The sequence below is a fragment of the Streptococcus sanguinis genome, from assembly GCF_019929145.1.
Classification (GTDB): Bacteria; Bacillota; Bacilli; order Lactobacillales; family Streptococcaceae; genus Streptococcus; species Streptococcus sanguinis_U.
Genome location: NZ_JAHZOW010000002.1, coordinates 208,167 through 231,650, shown reverse-complemented (window position 1 = coordinate 231,650; position 23,484 = coordinate 208,167). Strand labels below are relative to the sequence as shown.

Annotated in this window: 18 protein-coding genes and 1 pseudogene; 7 read left to right on the top strand and 12 right to left on the bottom strand. The window is 44.9% G+C overall.

The genetic code is table 11. The features are described from left to right. Positions 1-12 precede the first annotated feature (12 nt). The 4 genes from K1I94_RS06855 to K1I94_RS06840 form a co-directional block, all read right to left on the bottom strand. Positions 13-630 carry a helix-turn-helix domain-containing protein gene (locus K1I94_RS06855; protein ID WP_223314851.1) on the bottom strand — a complete coding sequence of 206 codons (618 nt, stop codon included), beginning with the start codon at positions 628-630 and terminating at the stop codon, positions 13-15. Between the two features lie 109 nt (positions 631-739). Then, the gene (locus K1I94_RS06850) at positions 740-1,573 is read right to left on the bottom strand and encodes a CPBP family intramembrane glutamic endopeptidase (protein WP_223314850.1); all 834 of its coding nucleotides are present in this window, start codon (positions 1,571-1,573) and stop codon (positions 740-742) included. Positions 1,574-2,027: 454 nt separating this feature from the next. Next, on the bottom strand, positions 2,028-2,903 hold the full coding sequence (locus K1I94_RS06845) for a sensor histidine kinase (protein ID WP_002911204.1): 876 nt from the start codon (positions 2,901-2,903) through the stop codon (positions 2,028-2,030). 1 nt (position 2,904) lies between these two features. Beyond that, positions 2,905-3,585, bottom strand: coding sequence for a response regulator transcription factor (locus K1I94_RS06840; RefSeq protein ID WP_223314849.1), 681 nt, complete (start codon positions 3,583-3,585; stop codon positions 2,905-2,907). Positions 3,586-3,845: 260 nt separating this feature from the next. On the opposite strand from K1I94_RS06840, the gene K1I94_RS06835 reads away from it, so the two are divergent. The 4 genes and pseudogenes from K1I94_RS06835 to K1I94_RS06820 all read left to right on the top strand — a co-directional run. Next, positions 3,846-5,627, top strand: coding sequence for a serine hydrolase domain-containing protein (locus K1I94_RS06835; RefSeq protein WP_223314848.1), 1,782 nt, complete (start codon positions 3,846-3,848; stop codon positions 5,625-5,627). A 17-nt stretch (positions 5,628-5,644) separates the two neighbouring features. Continuing rightward, a complete protein-coding gene (locus tag K1I94_RS06830) occupies positions 5,645-7,423 on the top strand; it encodes a serine hydrolase domain-containing protein (protein ID WP_223314847.1) in 1,779 nt (592 codons plus the stop codon). Between the two features lie 16 nt (positions 7,424-7,439). Next, the gene (locus K1I94_RS06825) at positions 7,440-8,105 is read left to right on the top strand and encodes an HXXEE domain-containing protein (RefSeq protein WP_002911199.1); all 666 of its coding nucleotides are present in this window, start codon (positions 7,440-7,442) and stop codon (positions 8,103-8,105) included. 1 nt (position 8,106) lies between these two features. Then, positions 8,107-8,387 (top strand): annotated as a pseudogene (locus K1I94_RS06820) (alpha/beta fold hydrolase); the annotation flags it as partial. A gap of 95 nt (positions 8,388-8,482) precedes the next feature. Here K1I94_RS06820 and K1I94_RS06815 read toward each other — a convergent pair. The 6 genes from K1I94_RS06815 to K1I94_RS06790 all read right to left on the bottom strand — a co-directional run bounded on the left by K1I94_RS06815 (position 8,483) and on the right by K1I94_RS06790 (position 15,514). Beyond that, positions 8,483-9,922 (bottom strand): 6-phospho-beta-glucosidase, encoded by a 1,440-nt coding sequence (locus tag K1I94_RS06815; RefSeq protein WP_002911197.1) that lies wholly within the window; start codon positions 9,920-9,922, stop codon positions 8,483-8,485. 229 nt (positions 9,923-10,151) lie between these two features. Then, positions 10,152-11,375 carry a DUF3592 domain-containing protein gene (locus tag K1I94_RS06810; protein ID WP_223314846.1) on the bottom strand — a complete coding sequence of 408 codons (1,224 nt, stop codon included), beginning with the start codon at positions 11,373-11,375 and terminating at the stop codon, positions 10,152-10,154. Positions 11,376-11,434: 59 nt separating this feature from the next. Next, entirely contained in the window at positions 11,435-11,782 is a 348-nt protein-coding gene (locus K1I94_RS06805) for a VOC family protein (RefSeq protein ID WP_223314845.1), read from the bottom strand. Positions 11,783-11,936: 154 nt separating this feature from the next. Further along, the gene (spxB, locus tag K1I94_RS06800; RefSeq protein ID WP_002919671.1) at positions 11,937-13,712 is read right to left on the bottom strand and encodes a pyruvate oxidase; all 1,776 of its coding nucleotides are present in this window, start codon (positions 13,710-13,712) and stop codon (positions 11,937-11,939) included. Positions 13,713-14,024: 312 nt separating this feature from the next. Next, positions 14,025-14,657 carry an SGNH/GDSL hydrolase family protein gene (locus tag K1I94_RS06795; protein ID WP_223314844.1) on the bottom strand — a complete coding sequence of 211 codons (633 nt, stop codon included), beginning with the start codon at positions 14,655-14,657 and terminating at the stop codon, positions 14,025-14,027. After that, positions 14,657-15,514, bottom strand: a complete 858-nt coding sequence (locus K1I94_RS06790) for a Cof-type HAD-IIB family hydrolase (protein WP_223314843.1) — start codon at positions 15,512-15,514, stop codon at positions 14,657-14,659. The genes K1I94_RS06795 and K1I94_RS06790 overlap by 1 nt, the downstream gene beginning before the upstream one ends. Before the next feature lie 183 nt (positions 15,515-15,697). Here K1I94_RS06790 and K1I94_RS06785 point away from each other — a divergent pair, with 183 nt between their 5' ends. The 3 genes from K1I94_RS06785 to K1I94_RS06775 all read left to right on the top strand — a co-directional run bounded on the left by K1I94_RS06785 (position 15,698) and on the right by K1I94_RS06775 (position 19,516). After that, on the top strand, positions 15,698-16,339 hold the full coding sequence (locus K1I94_RS06785; RefSeq protein ID WP_002896558.1) for a GntR family transcriptional regulator: 642 nt from the start codon (positions 15,698-15,700) through the stop codon (positions 16,337-16,339). 247 nt (positions 16,340-16,586) lie between these two features. Continuing rightward, positions 16,587-17,777, top strand: a complete 1,191-nt coding sequence (locus K1I94_RS06780; RefSeq protein WP_002898349.1) for a quaternary amine ABC transporter ATP-binding protein — start codon at positions 16,587-16,589, stop codon at positions 17,775-17,777. 14 nt (positions 17,778-17,791) lie between these two features. Further along, positions 17,792-19,516, top strand: a complete 1,725-nt coding sequence (locus tag K1I94_RS06775) for an ABC transporter permease/substrate binding protein (RefSeq protein ID WP_223314842.1) — start codon at positions 17,792-17,794, stop codon at positions 19,514-19,516. A gap of 106 nt (positions 19,517-19,622) precedes the next feature. Here K1I94_RS06775 and K1I94_RS06770 read toward each other — a convergent pair whose 3' ends face one another. Together K1I94_RS06770 and K1I94_RS06765 are read right to left on the bottom strand one after the other, a co-directional pair. Continuing rightward, positions 19,623-21,752, bottom strand: a complete 2,130-nt coding sequence (locus tag K1I94_RS06770) for a transglutaminase domain-containing protein (protein WP_223314841.1) — start codon at positions 21,750-21,752, stop codon at positions 19,623-19,625. 275 nt (positions 21,753-22,027) lie between these two features. Beyond that, positions 22,028-23,473, bottom strand: coding sequence for a glycoside hydrolase family 1 protein (locus K1I94_RS06765; RefSeq protein WP_317627935.1), 1,446 nt, complete (start codon positions 23,471-23,473; stop codon positions 22,028-22,030). Positions 23,474-23,484 lie beyond the last annotated feature (11 nt).

The window sequence follows — 23,484 nt, the reverse complement described above, 5'->3', positions numbered from 1 at the left end:
ATCGGCTTTCTTTCACTGCTTCCAATCTTGCTTTTTCAAGAACAGACTAATGCAGACTCCTAGGATAAGGTAGAAAGTGACAAAGGTAAGACTGGCTGCCAGACTGGTCGGATATGGAAAGATCTTGCCCAGAGGAAAAAGAACATTAGATAGAAATCCGAGGGGAACAAAGAGCAAGAATAAAATCAAGGCTAGCTTAACCTGAAAAGAAGGTCTTACCTCGGATAGATTTCGGCCCGTTCCCCACACCAGCAGCCCTACTCCCTGGACGATCAGCACCGGTGTTAGCAAGACACTAATCTTGAGAAAATCTGCTAGGATAACGGAGAGGATGATACCCAGACCGACCAAGCCAAGAGAGAGTTGATAGCAAATATTGCTGGCTATTCTCCTGTGCTCGATTGACTGCTCTTCCTCTTTCTGGACTACAGGCTCAATTCCCTTGAGCAGATAGTCTGTGGTCACCTCAAAATAGTCACTCATGGAAATGATCTTATCCAAATCAGGCATACTCTGCTCGCTCTCCCACTTGGAAACGGCCTGTCTAGACACACCGAGTTGTTCGGCTAGTCCCTCCTGAGAAATGCCCCGCACTTTTCGCAGGTACTGGATTCTGTCTGATAGATTCATGGATTGTTTTACCTACTCTTTCTTATTTTTTATACTTTCTTTCATTGACACTTATTATAGCACAAGGCGGAGAGACTGCAAAGTCTGATTGTCATCTCTTCATAAAATGCTAGACTTCTTCTTTAGATGGAAGTGCTTTTTCCTCCCTATCCGTCCGATACCAGAGATAGATACTATAAAGTGTCAGGAGAATCACACCTCCAAAGTAAAAGAAGGGATTGACTTGAGAGAAATCCAATTGATTGTTAGCTTGAGCTATCCCAACAAAAGTCGGAATGTGGGTGTTGGAGAGTGCATGAAAGATGTTACAAGCAAGGGCAGACTGGGTCTTCTTATAAAGTGCAGCAAGCCAGAAGGAGAGAAGGATACTGAAAACGATAAAAACTGAGAAAAGATCATGGCTTCGATCATAAAAGCGATCGTAAAACCAGAGAGGAATATGCCAGATGGCCCAAATAATACCGGTCATCAAGGTAGAGACAAAGAAAGAAAACTTTTTCTCCAAGGCCGGCTGTAGGAAGCCACGCCAGCCGAATTCTTCAATCCCGCCCGATAGGACAATACAATAGATAAAAAACCAAGGAAATCTTACTAAAGCGCCGTCTACCAGCTTACCGCCAGAAGCTAGGGCATAGAAGGCAGTCAGACCGCCACCATAGATTAGCAAGTAGAGCCAGGTCTCTTTCTTGCCTGAAAAGAGATAGGAGCAAATGGCCTTGAAGCCTTTCTTTTTCAGTACAATCAGGCTGGCCAGCATAGGCCCAAACATAGCAATACCATTTAGAATAGCTTCAAGAGCAAGATAGGCTGTAGGTGGGCTGTCTGGCCAAAGGTTTTTGAGGATAATGTCCAGCAGCCAGAATCCCCATGTCCAGCCGAAGTTCCAAGCTAGGAACGGCAAAATTAGTTTTGGTTGTGGTTTGATAGTTGTTTCTGTATTCATGAGAATACCTCCTTATAATATAATTAAACACAAGTTTTTGAGCCAAATCTTCAAAGACAGCGACTCGTTCATTCCGAAATCAAAAACTCGGCTTCTGCTTTCAGATTAACAAAAAAGCCAGTTGCCTTTCTAGCGACTGGACTTGGAATAAAGAAAAAATCTAGTTGCTTTTTGAGTGATTGAACTTGGAATCATTGTCAACTGTCAGTTGCAAGTCAGTTATATCAAGGGTTTAGAGCAGTTGGCTGATTTTCCCCTTTGACTGGTAAAATGACCTCGCTAATATGACTAGCTTTTCAGATCACAAAACAAAAAGGCATCTTTATCATGCCTTTCTTCGATTTAATCTAAAAATAAACCTCAGCCAATTCGAAAATTAGCTGAGGTTTATGAGCGGATTTTGAGACTAGCTGATAGAGCTGAGCCTTCCTTGTTTTGCTTTTTCAAGTCTTTTTTACAAAGTCACAACCAGTTCAAACCAGTCGTCCTCTGCTTTCATTGTCAAGTCCCCGCCTAGGATTTCGACTAACTGCTGGGTGATGTAAAGCCCCAGACCAGAAGACTCCTCGCTGCTGGATAGGTTTTCTGAGTAAAAGCGATTGGTCAGCTTATCCAGATATTGGATAGGCTGCTGGACGATATTTTTGACGGTAAAGATACAATGCTCGCCGTCTTTTTTCAGAGAAATGCTGGCGGCCTTACGGCCGTGCTTGAGGACATTACTTATCATATTTTGGACAATGCGCTCTAGAATTTCTGGGTCTGTCTCTAGCTCTAGACCTTCAGCTAACTCTACCTGCAGGTCAATCTGAGCTTTCTGGAAGGCATCATAATAAGTAAAAAGCTGCTGGGTTACCAGCTGGGATATATCTGTCGGCTGGACATTGGCCCGTATGGCTCCCTCCATCAGCCGGCGGTACTCCATCAAGGCTTCCAGCCGTTTGGATACCATTCCCAGACTATCTGCTATTTTGACTAGCTGCTGACTTTCCTGACTATCATCCTTCAAGAGCTGCTGGGTGTAACCGCTGGCAATGGTCAGAGGGGTGCGGATATCATGGGCGATATTACTGATAGCCATATCCAGCGTCTTCTTTTCCTGCTGGACGACAAAGGTCGTCTTATCTAGCTCCCGAAAGAGCAGCTCTGCTTCCTCTGTCAGCTCCAAAATACTGGGGGCATGGGCAGCAGGAGCCAGACGATTCTGGCTCCCTGTCTGCCGCTTCAGACGAATCTGCTGTGCCACATCCTTGACCGCCAGATGATAGCGTATGAAACCAATGGCCAGAAACAGACTGATAAGGGCAAATAAAATGACTAACACCAACATATCAGTCCTCCTTGAGCCGGACACCTAGTCCCCAAACAGTCTCTATGTATTCCTCTGTTGGGTCCAACTGAGCCAGTTTCTTACGTAGATTGCTGAGGTGGGTATTCAGGGTATTATCCCCAGGCAGATAGCTCTCTTCCCAGACCTGCTCAAAGAGCTCTTCCTTGGTGTAGATCTTCTTGGGATGACGAAGCAAGAGCTGGAGGATATGATATTCTTTCTTGCTCAAACGAACGCTTTTCTCACCGCAGGCCGCCTCAAAGGTAGCCTTGAGCAGACGGATATTTTTAAAGGACTGGCCTTCTTCTTCGCCAGTCAAAGCCTGCTGGCTGCGCAGCTGCACGGTGATACGGGCAAAAACCTCATCCAGATTGAAAGGTTTGACGATATAATCATTAGCACCATTCAGCAGGTACTGGCTAACCAGCGCTTTCTCTCCAAGGGCTGTCAGCATAACCACTGGCACTGTAGCATTGCTGCTGCGAATTTCCCTCAACACTTCATCGCCATTCTTCCCCGGCAGCATGATGTCCAGAAGGACCAAATCAATCTCCTCCCGCTCAAACAGAGAAATGCCCTCCGTCCCCGAATAGGCGGAATAAACCGTGTGTTCCTTCTGAAAAAGATCTTTTAGAATTTCATGAATATCACTGTTGTCTTCGATGAGTAAAATATGAGCCATAAACACTCGCCTCCAGAAATTTCCTATCACTAGTGTAGCAAGGATAAGAGGCTAAGTCAATAAAAGATGGACTATTCGAAAAACTTTAGAAATATTTTAGAATTACTTGAAGGATATTTGAGAATTGAACTTTAAAATAGAAAGAAATAAGAAATGTATGTGCTATAAAAAGGAGACTCAGAATGTTTAAAATTTTTTGCAAAATCGTTTTTAGAAGTATTACTTTCGTCCTTGAGGGCTAAGGAAAAAAGGAGAATCGCATGAAAAAATCATTTATTTTAACACTTCTAACCATTATAACTCTAGGGCTCTTCCAGCCAGCTACTGCGCTGGCTGAGGAGGCTCAAAAGCTGCCCTCTGGTATCGAACGAGACCAGATCGGCCAGAAAATCCAAGACTATGTCAAGGAACATGAAAAGACAACAGCCGGCATGGCGACGGCAGTCTTCGACAAGGATGGTACTATTTATCAAGGAAAATTTGGCTATATGAACAAGGAAAAGGGAGTCAAAGCTGATGACAGCAGCGTTTTTGAATGGGGCTCTGTAACCAAATTAACCGTCTGGATCTCTGTCATGCAGCTCTGGGAGCAAGGTAAGATTAACCTAGAAGAAGACATCCGCACCTATCTGCCAGAGGGCTTCCTCAAAAATCTCCGTTATGATAAGCCTATCACCATGCTGGATCTGATGAACCATCAGGCGGGATTCGATGAGGTAACCATGTACCTACAAGACGATAAAAGTATCGAAGAAATCCTTCAAGAACAACAACCTATTCAGTCCTTTGAACCCGGTACAGTCACAGCTTATTCAAATTACGGTGCCGGTTTAGCCGCTCTGATTGTCGAGAGGATCTCTGGTCAGACCTTTGCCGACTATGCCCATAAGCATATTTTCCAACCACTGGGCATGGATAAAACGGCTATTTTGCCGGACCTATCAGACAATTCCTACGTTCAGAAAAAGCGTCAAGAAACCAAAGGTTACGACACTAAAGGAAACTTACTGAGCAAGGACCATTTCATCACTAGCATCTATCCTACCGGAGCGGCTACTGGCACCTTGAAAGACTTGGAGAAGTTCGCCCAAGCCCTGCTGGCTCGCAAGACGCTCTTTAATCGCCCAGAGACCTGGAACACCCTCTATACTGTCAGTTCCACCTACCCTGACACGGATATCATCCGCAATGCTCATGGCTTTTGGGCCAACGAATACGGTACTACTGTGTTGGGCCACGGCGGAAATACAGCTGGCTCTACTTCACGGATAATGTTGGACTTGGAACACGGTATCGGCTATGTCGTCATGACCAATCAAGGTACAGAGCAAAATTATAATTTCCAAATGCCAGAGCTCGTCTTTGGGCCACGTAAAACGGCCAGCAAGAAAACCCAAGAGCAGTTCAGTCCAGGCTATTATCGCACTCTGCGCAACTTTAATCAAGGACCGCTGGCTATCTTTAAAATGATTCCAGCCTCCGCAGACTACTTACAGGAACCATCTGACGATCAGCGATTGCCAAACAACTTCTGGACCATTTATCAGAGCCAAGGCAAGACCCGTATCGCAGTGGCTGTCGCAGACTATGAGAAAGTCTCTGACTTTGATTTCTTTAAAGACTATGTTGTTCTAGGCTTTACCGGACTTGCTATCATCTACGCCCTCGGCCTGCTCCTCATCAGCCCGCTTCTGGGAGTCTATCGGCTTATCTTTCGCAAGAAACAAGACCAGCCAGACCGCACTTGGAAGGTCTGGAACCTTCTAACAGCTGTTGGTATTTTGGCTGTTCCCATCAATCTCTTTCTGCTATTCATGTCAGCAACTTCAGGAGATTTCAGCGAAATCGCTCAGTGGCGCTACATGCTCTTTGCTGCTTTGGGACTCCTGCTAACCGCAGCCGCTCTGTTACCTCTCTTCAGAAAGTTCAGAGAAAAGCTCAGCAAAGGCCGCCTCTTCCTAACATCCGTGACCTGCCTATCTGCCTTAGCAGTGGCCGCTAATATCCCCTATTGGTCCCTCTATCAGTGGTGGGTATTTTAATATGAAAGGAGCCAGCTATGAAAAAAACATTTTCCCTAATCCTTTTAACTTTTCTGACTATAGGACTCTTTCGGCCAATTACCGCACTGGCTGAAGAACAGAAACTCCCATCTGGCATTGACCGCAACCAAGTTGGGCAAAAAATCCAAGACTATGTCAAGGAGCATGAAAAGACGACTGCCGCTATGGAAACGGCAGTCTTTGACAAGGATAGCACCATTTACCAAGGCAACTTCGGTTATATGGATAAAGAAAAAGGCATCAAAGCTGACAACAGCAGCGTCTTTGATTGGGGCTCTGTGACCAAGCTGACCGTCTGGATAGCTGTCATGCAACTCTGGGAACAAGGAAAGATTGACCTAGAGGCAGATATCAAGACCTATCTGCCAGAGAATTTTCTTAAAAATCTGCACTTCGACAAAGCCATCACAATGCTGGATCTCATGAATCATCAGACGGGATTTGATGAATCTCTGTCTTACACAAAAGGTGATAAAAATATAGAGGAAAATCTACGCATGCTCCAGCCTGTCCAGTCCTTTGAACCTGGAACAGTAACCTCTTATTCCAACTATGGTGCTGGGCTCGCTTCTCTGATTGTCGAGCGGATTTCCGGCCAGACCTTTGCTGACTATACCCACGAGCATATCTTCCAGCCGCTTGGCATGGACAAGACAGCTCTCCTACCGGACTTATCTGATAATCCCTATGTTCAGAAAAAACGTCAAGAATCTAAGGCCTATGATACAAAGGGAAATTCACTAGGGACAGCTTTTTATGAATATGGTCTCTACTCAATTGGCCAAGCAGCCGGTACCTTGGAGGATTTACAGAAATTTGCTCAGGCTCTGCTGGGGCGTAAGGTTCTCTTTGAACGTCCAGAAACTTGGAATACTCTCTACAATCCCACTTCGACCTATCCAGGTACAGACATTGCCCGTAACGCCCACGGTTTCTGGATTAATGAATACGGAGTCAGCATCATTGGCCACGGCGGCAATACTGATGGTTTCAGCTCCCGGCTTATGCTAGACTTGGAAAGTGGCATCGGCTACATAGTCATGACCAATCAAAGCGTGGAAGAGAATTACAACTACCAAATGCCTGAACTAGTTTTCGGAAGACGCAAAACAGCTGACGAAGAGACTCAAAGACAGTTTACACCAGGCTACTACCGCTCTCCGCGCACCTATCTCCATGGCCCCTTGTCCTTTCTAAGACTCATGATGCCCTCAATAGAGAAGATTGACAATCCTGCTCAGAACCGAATCTTGAGTACCAATTTTTGGACCATCTATGAGAGCAAGGGAAAGATTACAATTCCCGTCGCTGTGGTGGACTATGAGAAAATCTCTGCTTTCGACTTCTATAAGGACTATATCATCTTAGGATTAGGCATCCTTGGAATTGTCTACAGTTTTGGAACGCTCATTATCAGCCTTTTATTAGGAGGTTATCGCTTGATTTCCCGAAAAACGGTTGAGCGCACAGACCGCACTTGGAAGGTCTGGAATCTACTGACTTCTCTTGGTATTCTGGCTGTTCCCCTAAACCTGCTAATGATTATGATACCTTTGATGTCAGATGACCTCGATTCTCTAGCTCCCTGGCGCTACATGCTCTTTGCTGCCTTGGGGCTCCTGCTAACCGCTGCTGCTCTGCTGCCACTGTTCAGAAAATCCAGAGAAAAGCTCAGCAAGGGCCGCCTCTTCCTGACGGCCATGACTAGTCTATCTGCTTTGGCAGTGGTCGCTAATATCCTTTACTGGTCTCTTTACCAGTGGTGGGTACTTTGATAAATGAGGTGTTGTTATGTTCAAACTGATTTCTGCTTGGTTAAAAATCTGGATTCCCATTCTCTTTGCTATGGGAATCGGTATTCTCTTATATCTTATCACACATTGGACTACACTAGATGCTGGAAGCAGATTTGTCGCTATAATCTATGTCATGCTCCCTTTGCACTGTCTAGAAGAATGGAGATTTCCTGGCGGTTTTCATTATAACTACAACATGCTTCGGCGCTCTCAACAGCACGATCGCTATCCTATGAATCAATTTTCTGATATGCTGACTATTATGTTAGCTGAATTAATTGGTATTGTCTGTCTTTTCTACGGTGTCAATCAGATCATTGTCATCTGGAATCTTATCTTTTGCTTTTTTGAAATGATTGGCCACCTGATTTTTGGGTTCAGTATGTACCGACGTTTTCGAACAGTAGGAAAAAGAACCATTTATAACCCAGGTTTTGCGACAGCGGTTGTCTTTACGCTTCATGCTATCTACTATGTTCTGAGCCAGTATCCTACAAATCTCCCCAGTTTGCCAATAATCATTTTAGCCATTATCAGTGGAATAGTTCTTGTAAGTAGTGTCGTTCTTATCCCTGAGCAACTGTTCAAATCAAAAGAGACCCCTTATCCTTTTGATAGCAATCGTTATTATGAAAAATATATCGCAAGAGAAAAAAACTGAATTCCCTTCCCTATTTCATAATCTTCTTCATACACCCAGGCGGTCATGAACGAAGTCAAGAATCGGAAGAAAAATGTTGAAACGATTAACAAAGAACCCGTGCCTCAGATTCCAACTCTTATCTTTGCGGCTGTCCAGAAAGGCGGAGAAGCTCCCAAGCTAGAGGAAGAGTTTGTCGCGCAAAATGCCCAAGCCAAACTTGTGACATTAGAAGGCTCCCACTATATCCATGATGAAAAGCCAGAGGAAATCGCCCAGCAAATAAAGGAATTCTTGAAATAATGAATCTTGTAAAGTATTTAAATTTCAGTTAGACTAAAGTTCCTATAAAAATATATCCTTGAAAAAGGCTGAGACATTCATATCTCAGCCTTTTTCTATTTCACAGATGCTCCATTAGTCGCGATAACTTCCTTGTACCAATCAAAGGATTTCTTCTTGGAACGCTTGAGTGTTCCCTTACCTTCATTGTCTCGGTCCACATAGATAAAGCCATAGCGCTTCTTCATCTCGCCAGTGCCGGCTGATACTAGGTCGATACAGCCCCAGGTCGTGTAGCCCCAAAGCACCACGCCGTCCTCATTGATGGCTTCACGCATGGCCTTGACATGGGCCGCCAAGTAGTCAATCCGGTAGTCATCAGCCACATAGCCATTTTCATCCGGAGTGTCCACTGCGCCCAGACCATTCTCCACGATAAACATAGGCTTTTGATAGCGATCCCAGATGGTATTAAGCGTAATGCGTAAGCCCAGAGGATCAATCTGCCAGCCCCACTCAGAGGCCTCCAAATAAGGGTTCTTGAGAGAAGCAAAGATATTGCCCTCGGTCAGCTCATTGACCTTAGGGTCGCCCGAAGCCACTCGGCTAGAGTAGTATGAGAAGGAAATGAAGTCCACCGTATGTTCCTTAAGTAACTGCAGGTCTTCTTCTGTCATTTCGACAGTGATGCCCTCGCGCTCCCAAGCTTTCTTAGCATAGTTGGGATATTCACCACGCGCCTGCACGTCGATGAAGAAATAGTTTTTCCTGTCTTCCTCCATACCAGCCCATACATCGCGTGGATGACAGGTATTAGGATAATTTTGCCCTGCCGCCAGCATACAGCCGACCTTATTTTCTGGATCAATCTCATGAGCCAGCTTGGTGGCAATGGCTGACGCGACCAGCTCATGATGGGCTGCTTGGTATTTGACCTGCTCCTCATTTTCGCCTTCTTCAAAGCAGAGCCCAGCCCCCATAAATGGTGCATGGAGGATCATGTTAATTTCATTGAAGGTCAGCCAGTACTTGACCAATCCCTTGTAGCGGGTAAAGAGAGTGCGGCAGAGACGCTCGTAAAATTCCAGCATGAGACGATTCCGCCAACCACCATATTGCTCAATCAAGTGCATGGGACAGTCAAAGTGAGTAATGGTCACCAAGGGCTCAATGCCATACTTGTGGCATTCCTTAAAGAGGTCTTCGTAAAATTTCAGGCCAGCTTCATTGGGCTCCAGCTCATCCCCCTTAGGGAAAATCCGGCTCCAAGCAATGGACAGACGATAGGTCTTAAAACCCATCTCGCCAAAGAGGGCAATGTCCTCCTTAAAGCGATGGTACATGTCAATAGCTTCCTTGGCTGGGTAGAAATAGCCTTCCTCAAAGTCAAACATCTTTTTCTTACCCGTGATGATGGCCAGACGATCCTCACCAATCGGCACCACATCTACATTGGCCAGCCCGCGACCATCCGCATCATAAGCGCCCTCGCACTGGTTGGCAGCTGTCGCTCCGCCCCACAAGAAACCATCAGGAAAAGTCAGTTTTTTGGTCATCTTTTTGCCTCCTTATCAATTAAACGTTTTTCTTATATTATAATAAACAATCAGCAAATAAACTTCTAACATCCTACGGAAAATTGATACTATTCCAGGTTCTATGGTGTCTGTGAGGTTCAGCATTCCCGATACTCTTCAGCTCATGTGGAACCACCTCAAAGGAGGTCAAGACGGTAGGACTTCCAGTTGCTGGCCAATGATGAGGGAGCTGGCATTAGGAGGGGGATCAACTAATCTGTACTTGATTTGTAATGGCATAGATGTCATTGTCATCTATCAGGAACTGGCTATCATCATGAGGATCCACATAGACTGGGATAGGTCTAGGATTCTGACTGTAAGAGATAAAATGATGTTCTCTTAAAGGAAGGCAAATGCTAGTTTGATAGGGCACTTGGTTAATATCAAATTCAAGCCAAATCTCATGCAACGGATTATACTCTCTAAACTGTTCAGCGGGGATAACATCGATAATATAGCCGTCATAGACAAGCCCTAGTCTTCTGGCTTGAGCGAGGCTAGCCTTCTTTATCCAAGCAGCAATGATTAAAGATAGGCTCTTGCCGACTAGCAGCAGACTGAAGCCAGGAAAAAAGACTAGATAAAAGATATGATAGTTTTCACTGGAAGCACTCTGATAGGGATACTCAGGGTTATAGGCAATAGAGATTTGACTTTGAATTTTGGGTTGCGTAAATTTAGCGATAACAGAATGGCCTTCATAAGCCACGCCGTCTACTTGGTATTGGTAGATGCTACTATAAAAACTTAATCCTCTTCTTCCTCTATTATACACATCATAGTCAATGACTTGAGCGGATGTAGTTTTCCAACCATAAAATAAGGCTTTGAATTGCCCTGTTTCAGTAATACAAATATAAGTGAGGACTATCATAACCATGCTTAGGCTAACAAAGGTCACAATGAGATTCTCTTTACGAACCGTTCCCTCAACAATGCTGATGCTTTTTGCCGCCTTGGGTTGCGGCTTTGGTTCCTGTAGAGGATTAAAGGCCTGATAGAGGGAGCCGGCAGCCAATGCCATAAATAATAAGAATCCCAGCAATGGCATGAGTACAAGGATAGGGATTGGGATGTCATTCTTATATTGGCTCTGCTCAGGCGACTTGGGATTATAGAGAATGCTAATGGTTTCCCCAGACTTAGGCACTTCATCTTGATAGAGGTCTGAAAATCCCTGGTAGGTTTGGCCATCAACAATGTAGTGATAAATAGGGTAGTAAGCGGGTGTAGAGCGTTTTTCCGGACTGGTCGTAAACCCGCTCACCTCAGCCGTTATGGTCTGCCACCCGTGAAATCGACTCTGGTACCAGTTAGTGGACGAGACATCTTTCAGCATCATGAACAGAAACGACAGCCCCAAGACACAGCTTAATAAAGCTAAGAGTAGTTTGTATAATTTGTTTGAACTAGTATTGTCTTTTGTCATATCATCCTATTATACCATAGGTCAGGGATTTTTAGCCTTTTTTTCTATGTTAAATGGACCTATTTCATTCGATAAAAATCAATCACTAGACCAGCAGGGCCTTTAACTAGCAGCGATTCCGTACCCCAATCAGTTACAGCTGGGCCGTGTAAAATCTCAGCACCAAGCTCTTTCAACCGCTGGTAATTCTGGTCTACATCCTCAATCTCGATATGAAGAATGATTCCTGTCTGGAAATTTTCCAAAGGAATCAAATGATTTTGGGACAACATGAGGCAATGACTGCCAATCGTGAACTGAGCAAAACTGTCATCAACATAGTCTGCCTTTTTATCAAAAATACGCTCCAAGTCAGCACAGACTTGGGGAACGTTTGAAACGATAATATCTAATTGATTTAAATTCATTGACTATTCTCCAGAAAAAGACCAGATTGCTCCGATCTTTTCAAGTTCGACTCTAAGAAAATCAAAGAATAAACAAGACATCGAACCGCAGGCAGTACTGGAGTACGGCAAGGTGAAGATGACACAGTTTACATTTGATTTTCGACGAGAGGAATTATTTAATTGCACGTGATTGCAATCCTTCTTCTTCCAAGAAGAGGCGGAATGGTACGAGTTCTTCTGCTTCGTATTTTTCCTTGAAGGCTTTGATCGCTTCTTCTGAGTGAAGTTTTGGATCGAGTTCAAGTACTTCTACTGGAAGCGGACGGTGTTGAGTGATGCGGGCATCGATGACAACAGTCTTACCTTCTTTGTTGAGTTTTACAGCTTCTGCAACGACTGCGTCAATGTCTTCGATGCGGTCTACTGTAAATCCAACAGCTCCTTGAGCTTCAGCGATTTTCGCGTAGTCAGCGTTAGTGAAGTCTACACCAAACAAGTGTTTGTTTGTATCTTCGTATTTGTTCTTGATGAAGCCGTACTCAGCATTTGAGAAGACAAGGTTGATAACTGGAAGGTCGTATTGAACATTTGTAATGACGTCTGGGTAGCACATGTTAAATGCACCGTCACCCATGATGTTCCATACTTGGCGATCTGGATTGTCTTTCTTAGCAGCGATACCACCAGGAAGGGCGATCCCCATTGTCGCAAAGAGTGGAGATGTACGCCACATGTTCTTAGGTGTCATGTGAAGGTGACGAGTAGATGTTTGAGTTGTGTTACCTACGTCAATTGAGTAGATAGCGTCTTGGTCAGCGTATTTGTTAACTGCATTGTAAACTTGGTACAACTGCAACTCACCCTCAGTTTTACCTTCGAGTTTGTTCATGTAATCACGCCAGTTTTGGTTGTTCTTAACGTTTGCACGCCACCATGGAGTAGATTCAACTGGGTTTACTTTGTCAAGAATCGCTTTAGCTGCTTGACCTGCATCACCAAGGATAGAAGCGTCAAGGGCATGGCGTTTACCAAGTTTGTAAGGGTCAATATCCACTTGGATGAATTTTTCAGTGTTCTTGAAGGCTTCGTACACTTCAGCAAATGGGAAGTTTGATCCAAGGAAAAGAACTGTGTCTGCTTCGAAGACCACTTCGTTGGCTGGTTTCCAACCAACACGGTAAGCAGAACCTGTCAGACCTTCGTAGTTCCACTCAAAGGCTTCAAAGTTTTTACCAGTTGTGATGATTGGTGCTTTAATTTTACGTGATAATTCAGTGATTACTTCACCAGCTTTAACACCACCAAATCCAGCATAGATCACTGGGCGCTCAGCCTTGTTCAAGATTTCAACAGCTTTGTCAATTTCAGTTTCGTTCAAAGCAGGAGCGATGAATGAGCGTTCGTATGAACCTGAACCGTAGTATGAGTTTTCGTCGATTTCTTGGAAACCGAAGTTTACTGGGATTTCAACAACAGCTGGACCTTTTTTAGAAACTGCAGCACGGCAAGCTTCGTCGATTACTTTCGGCAATTGCTCAGCGTAAGCGACACGTTTGTTGTAGACAGCGATACCGTTGTACATTGGGTTTTGGTTAAGCTCTTGGAAGGCATCCATGTTGAGTTCGTTGACTGGACGTGATCCAAGGATAGCAAGGAATGGAGTGTTGTCCATAGCTGCATCGTACACACCGTTAATCAAGTGGGTCGCACCTGGACCACCTGAACCAACTGCAACCCCGATTGAGCCGCCGAATTTAGCTTGCATCACCGCTGCAAGAGCACCAGTTTCTTCGTGGCGAACTTGCAAGAAGCGGATATCTTTGTCTTCAGCCAAAGCATCCATAAGTGAGCTGAGTGTTCCTGATGGGATACCGTAGATGGTGTCTACGCCCCATGTCTTCAATACGTTGAGCATTGCTGCAGATGCAGTAATTTTTCCTTGAGTCATAATAATAACTCCCCTTCAATAAAATAAATTTTCAGTTGTTGAAAACATTTCCACTTGTGAATGAAAACGCTTCAAGAAACTTTACTCTATCAATTTATCATGTTTTCTCGCTCTTGTATAAGAATATGCTCAAAGATGATATAGAACTATTACATAACACAAAGCCCATAATTTTTTCACAAAGTCCAATGTGTTTTATAATAATTTTCATAATCCCTTTGAAATCAAGCGTCCTTCACAGAAAACATTTGTAAGTTAAGGAAAATAAAAAAGCTCTGTTCTGGAAAAACAGAGCTGTATTTTTTGAAGAAACTACATATATTCCTGCAAAGCCTTGGACAGAGCTGCATAGCCAGCAATGGTCAGATGGAGGCCGTCAGTTGTGTAGTCTGGGCGCAGCTGGCCTTCCTCGTCCAGAAAAGCATCGTAGAGATCGATAAACTGGACATTCATGTAGGCGTTGGCCAGCTGGCGATAGGCCTGATTAAGAGCCTGAATCTTTTCATTGCTGCGGACATAGACTGTGCTCTTGTAAGCTGGAGCTTCATTGACCGGCAGGACCGACAGCAATTGGATCTGAGCCAAAGGATAGTCACGAGAAATCTCCTGAATCACGGCTTCCAAATTGGCCAACGTTTCTGTCTGAGGCATCTCCTTGCCAATATCATTGGCACCTATCAGGATAAAGACCTTATCCAGAGTCTGCCCAAAGAGATGGGCATCCAGATTTTCTAAAAGCAAATCAGTCTTATAGCCCCGAATGCCGCGGTTGACAAGTCTTTTATCCGTCTGCAGGAGCTCATAGAGAGGATAGTATTCCACAATGGAGTCTCCGATAAAGATGATGTCTGGCTCCTTGACGGAGACTTGATTGAGTTCTCTGTAGTTTTGCTGCAATTTTGCCTGCTCCTTGAGAAGCCATTCTTCTAATAATTGTACTGCCATTATCCTTTTTCCTCTTCTAAGTATTGCTCAAGCACCTGTAGAACACCGGATTCTGTATTGGCTGGCGCTAGGTAATCTGCTACCCCTTTGACCCGCTCATCGCCATTTTCCATAGCGTAAGAAATACCAGCTAATTCAAGCATTTCTATGTCATTTTCACTATCCCCAAAAGCCATGATTTCCGAGCTTTGAATCTGCCACTTAGCCATCAGCTGCTGCAAGCCCCAGGCCTTGTGCATCCCATCTTGGAGGATGTCAATCGCACCGTAACCACTGGCAACAGCGCTTAATCGGCCTGCAAAATGCTGATTAATCAGACGAGCATGCTCTGCTGCTGCAGCCTCTTCTACCATCATACTCATTTTCAAGACCTTGTCAAAGGGATAATCCTGAAGGCTAGGCACAAAATTCATCCGCTTGTAGAAGAGCTGAGCCATTTCCCTGGTCATGACTTTTTCAATTAAGGGAAATTCCGTCCCTTCTAGTACAAAGCCGCCTTTTTCAGAGGTCACAACCAGCTGAAGCTCCTTTTCACGACCCGCAAAATAAGCCAGCGCATCCCTAATCAATCCAGGTTCCCAGAAGCTGCTCATTCTTAGCCGATTCTTTTCAAAAATCCTCGCTCCGTTGGCGACTACCAAGGTCATGCGTTCTACCAAATCTCCCAATAGCAGGCGCATCCGTGGAATTTCATTACCAGTAGCCACCACAAAGTGAATGCCTCTCTTCTTCAGCTCATCTAAAATAGTAGCCAGACGCGGCAAATCCAGCTGTCCCTGTCCGTCCAGCAAGGTTCCATCCATGTCTGTCGCTATCATCTTTACAGTCATCTTTTTATCCATTTCTATTTTTAGCATCTGGTTTTTACTGTTCCTTTTCCAGAAAACCTCTGACTTTTAGACATATTATACTACTTAAAAAAGTAAAAAGAAAGGCAAGAAGAGGCGGATAAGACGGTTGATTTTACAATGAGCACTTTTCAATCTTCCAGTTTTATATTATAATCATAGCTATATTTCTGTTGTAAATTGGAGGTCCTCATGAGCAAAAAAGAAGTCGCATTCCCACGCTACCAGCAGATTGCCGTCGCCATTGCCGAGCGAATCGTTGACGGCAAATATCCTATCGGCAGCAAAATCTATGCCCGCTCTACCCTAGCCAGCAACTTCAATGTCTCCCCTGAAACAGCCCGCAAGGCTATTAATGTGCTGGTAGATCTGGAAATCATGGAAGTCCGCCATGGCAGTGGAGCCTTCATTTCCTCCAAGGAAAAAGCTCAGCAGTTTCTCGAGACCTATAAAGATGTCAACTCTCTGCAGGACCTCAAAAGCAAGCTCCACCAGAGCATCCAGCGCCAGGAAGAAGAGTTTGCCAACTTTTCCCAGCTGCTTAATCAGCTTCTCAGCCGAACTAAGGATGTCCAGCAGCGCTTTCCTTTCAATCCCTACGAGCTCCAGCTCTCAGCAGACGCCATCAATCTAGGAAAATCTATCAATGAGCTCAATATCTGGCACTCGACTGGCGCTACCATTGTCGCAGTCCAGCAGGGCGACCAACTCCTAATCTCGCCTGGTCCTTATACCAAGCTGGAAGCCGGCAATACTATCTACTTTGTTGGCAACGAATTATCGGTCGGTTTGATGCATAATTTATTTTTTAATGAAATTGAAACAAACAAGTGAAACAGCGCTTGTTTTTTCTTTGCCCAAAAAATAGAATAGACAGGCAAATCCGCTGTCTGACAAGCTTTTCGCGGTTTTCAGAAATATTCCAGAAAATCACTCCCCCTTTTTATAATAGCCGAAAAAGGCCGGTCTGACAGTCTTTTGGGTTTGACAAAGTGACCACACAGTGTTATACTGTGATGGTCTTTTAAGTGACAACTCTATAAAATAAACATGTAGTCACTTTTATAAAAGGAGAAATAAGTTGAATAAACTAGAAGTAAAACATTTGACTAAAATTTTCGGCAAAAGGCAAAAGCAGGCACTAGAAATGGTGCAACAAGCTAAAAGCAAAACCGAAATTTTAGAAAAAACCGGTGCTACTGTCGGAGTTTACGATGTAAACTTTGAGGTTCAGACCGGAGAAATTTTTGTCATCATGGGACTGTCCGGTAGTGGGAAGTCTACCCTTATCCGCCTGCTCAACCGATTGATTGACCCGACATCAGGCGACATTTACATAGACGGCCAAGATGTGGCTAAGATGAACGAAGAGGAGCTACGTGACGTTCGCCGCCACAAGCTCAATATGGTCTTTCAGAACTTCGGCCTCTTCCCACATAGGACCATTCTGGAAAATACTGAGTTCGGTCTGGAAGTCCGAGGTGTTGATAAGGAGGAGCGCACGCGCCTAGCTGAACAAGCTCTAGACAATGCCGGTCTCCTCTCCTTCAAGGACCAATACCCCGATCAGCTCTCCGGCGGGATGCAGCAGCGGGTTGGCTTAGCTCGAGCTTTGGCCAACAATCCTGATATTCTGCTCATGGACGAGGCCTTCTCAGCTCTAGATCCCCTTATCCGCCGCGAAATGCAGGATGAGTTACTAGATCTGCAGGCAGAGCATGAGCGTACCATTATCTTTATCACCCACGATCTCAATGAGGCCCTGCGTATTGGTGACCGTATTGCCATCATGGCTGACGGTCAGATTATGCAGATTGGCACCGGTGAGGAAATCCTAACCAATCCGGCCAATGACTTCGTTCGAGAGTTTGTCGAAGATGTGGATCGCTCCAAGGTCTTGACCGCTCAGAATATCATGACAACGCCACTGACTACCAACATTGACATCGATGGACCAACCGTGGCTCTCAATCGCATGAAAAAAGAAGAGGTCAGTATGCTGCTGGCTGTGGATAGGAAGCGGCACCTCAAGGGCAGTCTGACTGCCGAAGCTGCCCGCGATGCCCGTAAGCAACATCAAGCACTGGCTGAAGTGATTGATAAGAACGTCCGCAAGGTCACTCAGGAAACCCTGATTACTGATATTTTCCCGCTGATTTACGATTCACCAGCGCCTCTGGCCGTTGTAGATGATAAGGACAAGTTAGTCGGCGTTATTATCAAAGGTCGAGTCATCGAAGCCTTGGCCAATACTACTGAATCTGAAGAATAAGGGAGGTTCGCATTTTGGATATTTTACAACAGCCAATCCCCGTTTCTCAATGGGTTGAGGCCTTTACTAACTGGGTAACCGATACCTTCTCCGGACTTTTTTCGGTCCTCCAGGCTATCGGAAATGCCATCATGAATGGAATGACAGATACCCTGCTCTTCATTCCGCCCCTGCTCTTTATTGCACTCATCACTATCTTTACCTATTTGATTTCCAAGCGTAAGCTGGGACTGCCCCTGCTCACCTTCCTAGGCCTGCTCTTTGTTTACAACCAAGGCCTCTGGGAAAATCTTATGAACACTGTGACCTTGGTCATCGTCTCCAGTGCCATTTCCATTATCATCGGTATTCCACTGGGGATTTGGATGGCTAAGAGCAACCGTGTCGAAGCAGTTATCAAGCCCTTGCTAGACTTTATGCAGACCATGCCGGCCTTTGTCTACCTGATACCGGCCGTGGCCTTCTTCGGTATTGGTATGGTGCCTGGGGTCTTTGCCTCTGTCATCTTTGCCCTGCCACCGACTGTCCGCTTTACCAATCTAGCCATTCGTCAGATTCCGACTGAGCTGATTGAAGCGTCAGACTCCTTCGGGGGCACTGGCAAGCAGAAGCTCTTCAAAGTTGAGCTGCCTCTGGCTAAAAATACTATCCTAGCTGGGGTCAATCAGACCATCATGCTGGCTCTGTCTATGGTCGTTACCGCCTCTATGATTGGAGCGCCAGGACTGGGCCGCGGCGTTCTCTCTGCTCTGCAGCATGCCGACATCGGTTCCGGATTTGTCAATGGGGTATCTCTGGTTATCCTGGCCATTATCATCGACCGCCTGACCCAGAAGCTCAACCAGCCTCTGGCTAAAAAATCACCGGTCACTGCCAAGGAAAAACGCAACAAGGTTATGCTCTGGTCTGCTCTAGCTGCTGTCTTCCTGACAGCCTTTGTCGGAAATCAAGTAACCAAGCTTCAGCAAAGCAAAAAAGAAAAGGTCAACCTTGCCTATGTTGAATGGGACTCCGAAGTTGCCTCAACCAATGTCGTAGCGGAGGCTCTCAAGGAAATGGGCTACAATGTCACCATCACACCGCTGGACAATGCCGTTATGTGGAAGTCCGTTGCTAATGGCGAAGCCGATGCCATGGTTTCTGCCTGGTTGCCGACCACCCACGCTGCTCTCTATGAGGAGTACAAGGACAAGCTAGTGGACTTGGGGCCAAACCTTGAGGGCGTTAAAACAGGGCTAGTCGTACCAAGCTATATGGACGCTGACTCTATCGAAGACCTGTCAGACCAAGCCAAGAAAACCATCACAGGTATTGAGCCCGGCGCTGGTATCATGACCGCGACTGAGAAGACTATGCAAGAATACAGCAATCTCAGTGGCTGGAATCTTTCTTCTTCCTCAACAGGAGCCATGACCACTGCTCTGGATCAGGCTATTAAGAATAAAGAAGATATCATCGTAACCGGCTGGTCACCACACTGGATGTTCTCCAAATACGACCTCAAATACCTCAAGGATCCTAAGGGAACCATGGGCGGCAAGGAAGCTATCCACACTATGACTCGAAAAAATCTAGACAAGGACTTACCAGAAGTCAACAAGGTCCTAGACAACTTCAACTGGACTCAAAAGGACATGGAAGAAGTCATGCTTAAGATTAACGAAGGCAGTTCACCAGAAGCTGCAGCTAAAGAGTGGATCAAAAACCACCAGAAAGAAGTCGAAAGCTGGAAGAAATAAAAGTATAGAAAACCCCTGAGATACTGTTATCTCAGGGATTTTGATTGGCTTCTTCCTTGTCTTACAAGACTTAGGTACCTATTAAAGATTGCTTCTATTTGGAGCATCATTCTTTAATAGCATCTTCGTATCTGTCAAAGGCATAGTGGCTCTGTGCGTAGAGTGGATTATCCATGGCTAATAGCAAGTATTCATTTTCTGTTTTATTGCTATCTCCATCAGAGTCATTCCAGGTAACATCTAAAGCCAGCCACTGACCATCTACCTTTGCGTAGTTCCAAGCATGCGGGTCAAAATCATCTGTATTTCCACTCACATACATGGTTTCAAGACCAGCTTCCTGAGCAAGAGCCTGGAAGGTTACAGCATAAGCTTGACAGACTCCCTTACCCTCAAATAGCGGACCAGTAATATCAAAACTAGATTCATACTTGCGAATACCGTCTTGCATATCCTTAAACGCTTTTGAAATAGCCTCTTCTGATTCTTTATTCTCAATAGATGTTTTGTAATTCAAAAAGACTTGGTAAGCAGCCTTATCATAGCTAATATGCTCAATCATATACTGATTAATCGCCTCAATCTTTTCTCGGTCGCTCATCTGGTCTTTGATGATGTCTTTGACAATCTCTTTGACCTTTTTGCGGGCCTTCTTATATTTGGCAGTTTCATCAGCATCGTATTTAAAACTTACCACATGTTGCTTAGCATCAATGGTAGGAACCACTCCCTGCTGAATGACTGGATTTTGCTCTAAAACATCGTGAAGCAATTCACTGACATCTCCTTCACTCAGCTCTGGAAACTCACTGTAATCAACATATTCTGCATCGGACAGAAGGGCCTTGGCAAAATATTCCTGCGCTGCACTTCTGGCTGCCACTCTTTCCTCAATATCACTAACATCATGAACGACTGTTTTACCCTTGAGATCCAAGTCAGCCTGCTCTACGCTGATATATTTCTCTGAAACACCAGACTTGCTTTCCTCTTTATTGACCTTTTCGTTATGCCTATCTACAACAGGCTGCACTTCTTCGACACTGGCCTGTTCAATGAAAAAGTCCGTTTTGACAGTAGGCATGCCCTTGATAGAGACCAGACATCTGACATCCCGGCCTTCTTTTTCGATTTTTTCATAGACAATTGGAAAGTTCTGAATCTGGCCATCCATCATCTGCAGCGGTGCTTCTTCAGGAATATTTCCTTTCTGCCGCAGAGCGGAAACCTGGTCAGAAAAAGTCCGAAAATCGATTTGATTCGGCATCAGTTTCGCAAAGCTATCAGATGAGATAGGATTGCTGATAGTTCCTAAAGCTTCTTTATCTTTAAGGGGAACAACAAGGAGTTCATAAGGTTTTTTCTCAACTGTTTTCTTACTGTAATCCTGGTCGTAAGCCTGCAGCAACCGTTGTCTGGCAAGTATCGGATCATCACCAGAACGGCCGCCGTTGCGGCTATCATAGTGGGTAGGCAAATCTGTCCGATACACTGTCGAAGTGACCCGATCGACCTCTTTATAGTTATAAAGACCTGTCTTCGTATCACTGCCAGGCATGGTCACATACTCTCTTTTTATAATGGAATAAGAGTCCGCTCCCGGTACTTCCGTCCATTCCAGCTGCAAGCGACCATCTCCGAGCAAACTGCTCTTGGTTTTCAGAGCTAGCTTGTCGCGCCCTTTCTTATCTATCTTAACGATCCAAAGTTTTGGCTTTTTAAGTTTTTTACCTGTTCGCTCATCATCCCGTTGCAGCAAATAGAGCGTATCAAAAACACCCCAACTCTCACCTTGCTTGGCTAGACCATATTCCGTATGCTCTCCATTTGCCTCCACTCTAGTCGCAGAGAAATGATAAGCTGGCTCAATCACTATCTGCCGCTTATCATTCATCTTAAAGTCACCCCCTAAAATAGCTCGTAAGTTGCTATCTCCATAAATTTCAAAGGAAGAAATCAACTCAGTCTGTCTTTCATGTGGAAGTGTCTCAAAATCGTTAGGCTTTTGTACCTCTGTCGGAAATGTAATAGGCTCATTTTCCTTGATCTGAATGACCTTTTCTTGGACATCATAAGGAGTATTTTTGCTGTATTTTTCTCTCAGCTTACGAACACTTTCCGAAAATTGGCTGCCTTGCTCTCCCGGACCTCCACCGTTCTTTTGAAAAAGACTGCAGCCCATCAGAAAACAAATCAACAGAGTAAGCAGAGAAATGAAACGTATTTTCCTACTCATGATTTCCCCTCCTGAAGTAAATATTCTTAATATATTATACCATATTTTATTTGAGGTGTCTTTGTTTTTTTTGTAAACGGATTCAAATATCTGCAATTTTGTGAAAAAATTCTTAATTTTTTTATAGAAACAGCTTCCCTCAAACTACTGCCTTTCCTCATCTTGCTTTTAAATTCAAGAGGCTTCAGCCAATTACCTCCTTAAAACATAGAAAAACCAAGTCAGATAGGACTTGGTTTATTTTATAAGGAGCCATTCTATTTTGTTTAAGTCATTCAATCCTGATAGAGACTATCTCCATTCGTCGCAATGACTTCTTTGTACCAATCAAAAGATTTTTTCTTGTAGCGGGCTAGAGTTCCGCTACCGTCATCGTTGCGGTCAACGTAGATAAAGCCGTAACGCTTGCTGAGTTCTGCCGTGCTGGCTGAGACTAGATCAATACAGCCCCAAGTCGTGTAACCTAGCAATTCTACGCCATCTTCCAGAGCTTCTCCTACCTGCTGCAAATGCTGTTTGAGATAATCAATGCGGTAGTCATCTTCAACCGTTGGACCATTTGGACCATCCACCAAGACATCCTTGGCACCGAGACCATTTTCCACGATGAAGAGAGGCAGCTGATAGCGGTCATAAAAGCTATTTAACACCAAGCGCAGGCCGACTGGGTCAATCTGCCAACCCCATTCCGAGCTAGCCAGATGAGGATTCATGATGCCACCTAAAAGATTGCCTCGGCCGGAAGAATAATTTTCTGGATCATGAGCCGCAACCACACTCATATAGTAAGAGAAGGAAATAAAGTCTACAGTATTTTCAGCCAAAAGCTCTTTGTCGCCCGGCGCAAACTGAATCTCAATCCCATTCTCCTTGAAGAAACGATTGATATAGGCTGGATATTTTCCACGCGCATGGATATCAGAGAAGAGATAGTTTTGATTTTCAAATTCCCGTGCTGCCAGCACATCTTCAGGCTTAGGTGTCATGGGATAGGCCGGCATAGCGAGAACCATACAGCCAATCTTAAAATCAGGATTGATCTCATGACCGATCTTCGTTGCCAAGGCAGACGCCACCAGCTCATGATGGACCGCTTGATAGAGGTCCTGCTTGGATAACTCTTCAGCTGGCGTAGCAATGCCGCCGCTCATAAAGGGCGCATGGAGAACAGAGTTGATTTCATTAAAAGTCAGCCAATACTTGACCTTGTCCTTGTAGCGGGTAAAAACCGTGCGAACATAGTGCTCGTAGAAGCCAATTAAATCGCGGTTGGCCCAGCCATTGTATTGACGCGCCAAATGCAGAGGCGTTTCATAGTGAGACAGGGTAATCAGCGGCTCAATGCCATATTTGGCCAGTTCATCAAAAAGATTGTCATAGAATTGCAGACCAGCTTCATTGGGCTCCTGCTCGTCTCCATTTGGAAAAATCCGAGACCAGGCAATGGAAGTTCGGTAGACCTTGAAGCCCATCTCCGCAAAGAGGGCAATGTCCTCCTTATAGCGATGGTAGAAATCAATCCCTTCTAGCTTGAGATTATCTGGTGTCGGCCCCTCGGTAATCAAAGGATTGCGGTCACCTTGCTTGGCCGGCACTCCGCCTTTTGGAGTCACATCCTGAACAGACAGGCCTTTCCCATCCAGATTATAGGCACCTTCATACTGGTTGGCTGCAGTTGCACCGCCCCAGAGGAAATTCTGCGGAAATTTACCCATTTGCATTTTCTCACTTT

Excerpts from the sequence above, each read along its gene's own strand:
- K1I94_RS06855 (WP_223314851.1), bottom strand. The coding sequence starts at position 630 with ATGAATCTATCAGACAGAATCCAGTACCTGCGAAAAGTGCGGGGCATT.
- K1I94_RS06850 (WP_223314850.1), bottom strand. The coding sequence starts at position 1,573 with ATGAATACAGAAACAACTATCAAACCACAACCAAAACTAATTTTGCCG.
- K1I94_RS06845 (WP_002911204.1), bottom strand. The coding sequence starts at position 2,903 with ATGTTGGTGTTAGTCATTTTATTTGCCCTTATCAGTCTGTTTCTGGCC.
- K1I94_RS06840 (WP_223314849.1), bottom strand. The coding sequence starts at position 3,585 with ATGGCTCATATTTTACTCATCGAAGACAACAGTGATATTCATGAAATT.
- K1I94_RS06835 (WP_223314848.1), top strand. The coding sequence starts at position 3,846 with ATGAAAAAATCATTTATTTTAACACTTCTAACCATTATAACTCTAGGG.
- K1I94_RS06830 (WP_223314847.1), top strand. The coding sequence starts at position 5,645 with ATGAAAAAAACATTTTCCCTAATCCTTTTAACTTTTCTGACTATAGGA.
- K1I94_RS06825 (WP_002911199.1), top strand. The coding sequence starts at position 7,440 with ATGTTCAAACTGATTTCTGCTTGGTTAAAAATCTGGATTCCCATTCTC.
- K1I94_RS06815 (WP_002911197.1), bottom strand. The coding sequence starts at position 9,922 with ATGACCAAAAAACTGACTTTTCCTGATGGTTTCTTGTGGGGCGGAGCG.
- K1I94_RS06810 (WP_223314846.1), bottom strand. The coding sequence starts at position 11,375 with ATGACAAAAGACAATACTAGTTCAAACAAATTATACAAACTACTCTTA.
- K1I94_RS06805 (WP_223314845.1), bottom strand. The coding sequence starts at position 11,782 with ATGAATTTAAATCAATTAGATATTATCGTTTCAAACGTTCCCCAAGTC.
- spxB (WP_002919671.1), bottom strand. The coding sequence starts at position 13,712 with ATGACTCAAGGAAAAATTACTGCATCTGCAGCAATGCTCAACGTATTG.
- K1I94_RS06795 (WP_223314844.1), bottom strand. The coding sequence starts at position 14,657 with ATGGCAGTACAATTATTAGAAGAATGGCTTCTCAAGGAGCAGGCAAAA.
- K1I94_RS06790 (WP_223314843.1), bottom strand. The coding sequence starts at position 15,514 with ATGCTAAAAATAGAAATGGATAAAAAGATGACTGTAAAGATGATAGCG.
- K1I94_RS06785 (WP_002896558.1), top strand. The coding sequence starts at position 15,698 with ATGAGCAAAAAAGAAGTCGCATTCCCACGCTACCAGCAGATTGCCGTC.
- K1I94_RS06770 (WP_223314841.1), bottom strand. The coding sequence starts at position 21,752 with ATGAGTAGGAAAATACGTTTCATTTCTCTGCTTACTCTGTTGATTTGT.
- K1I94_RS06765 (WP_317627935.1), bottom strand. The coding sequence starts at position 23,473 with ATGCAAATGGGTAAATTTCCGCAGAATTTCCTCTGGGGCGGTGCAACT.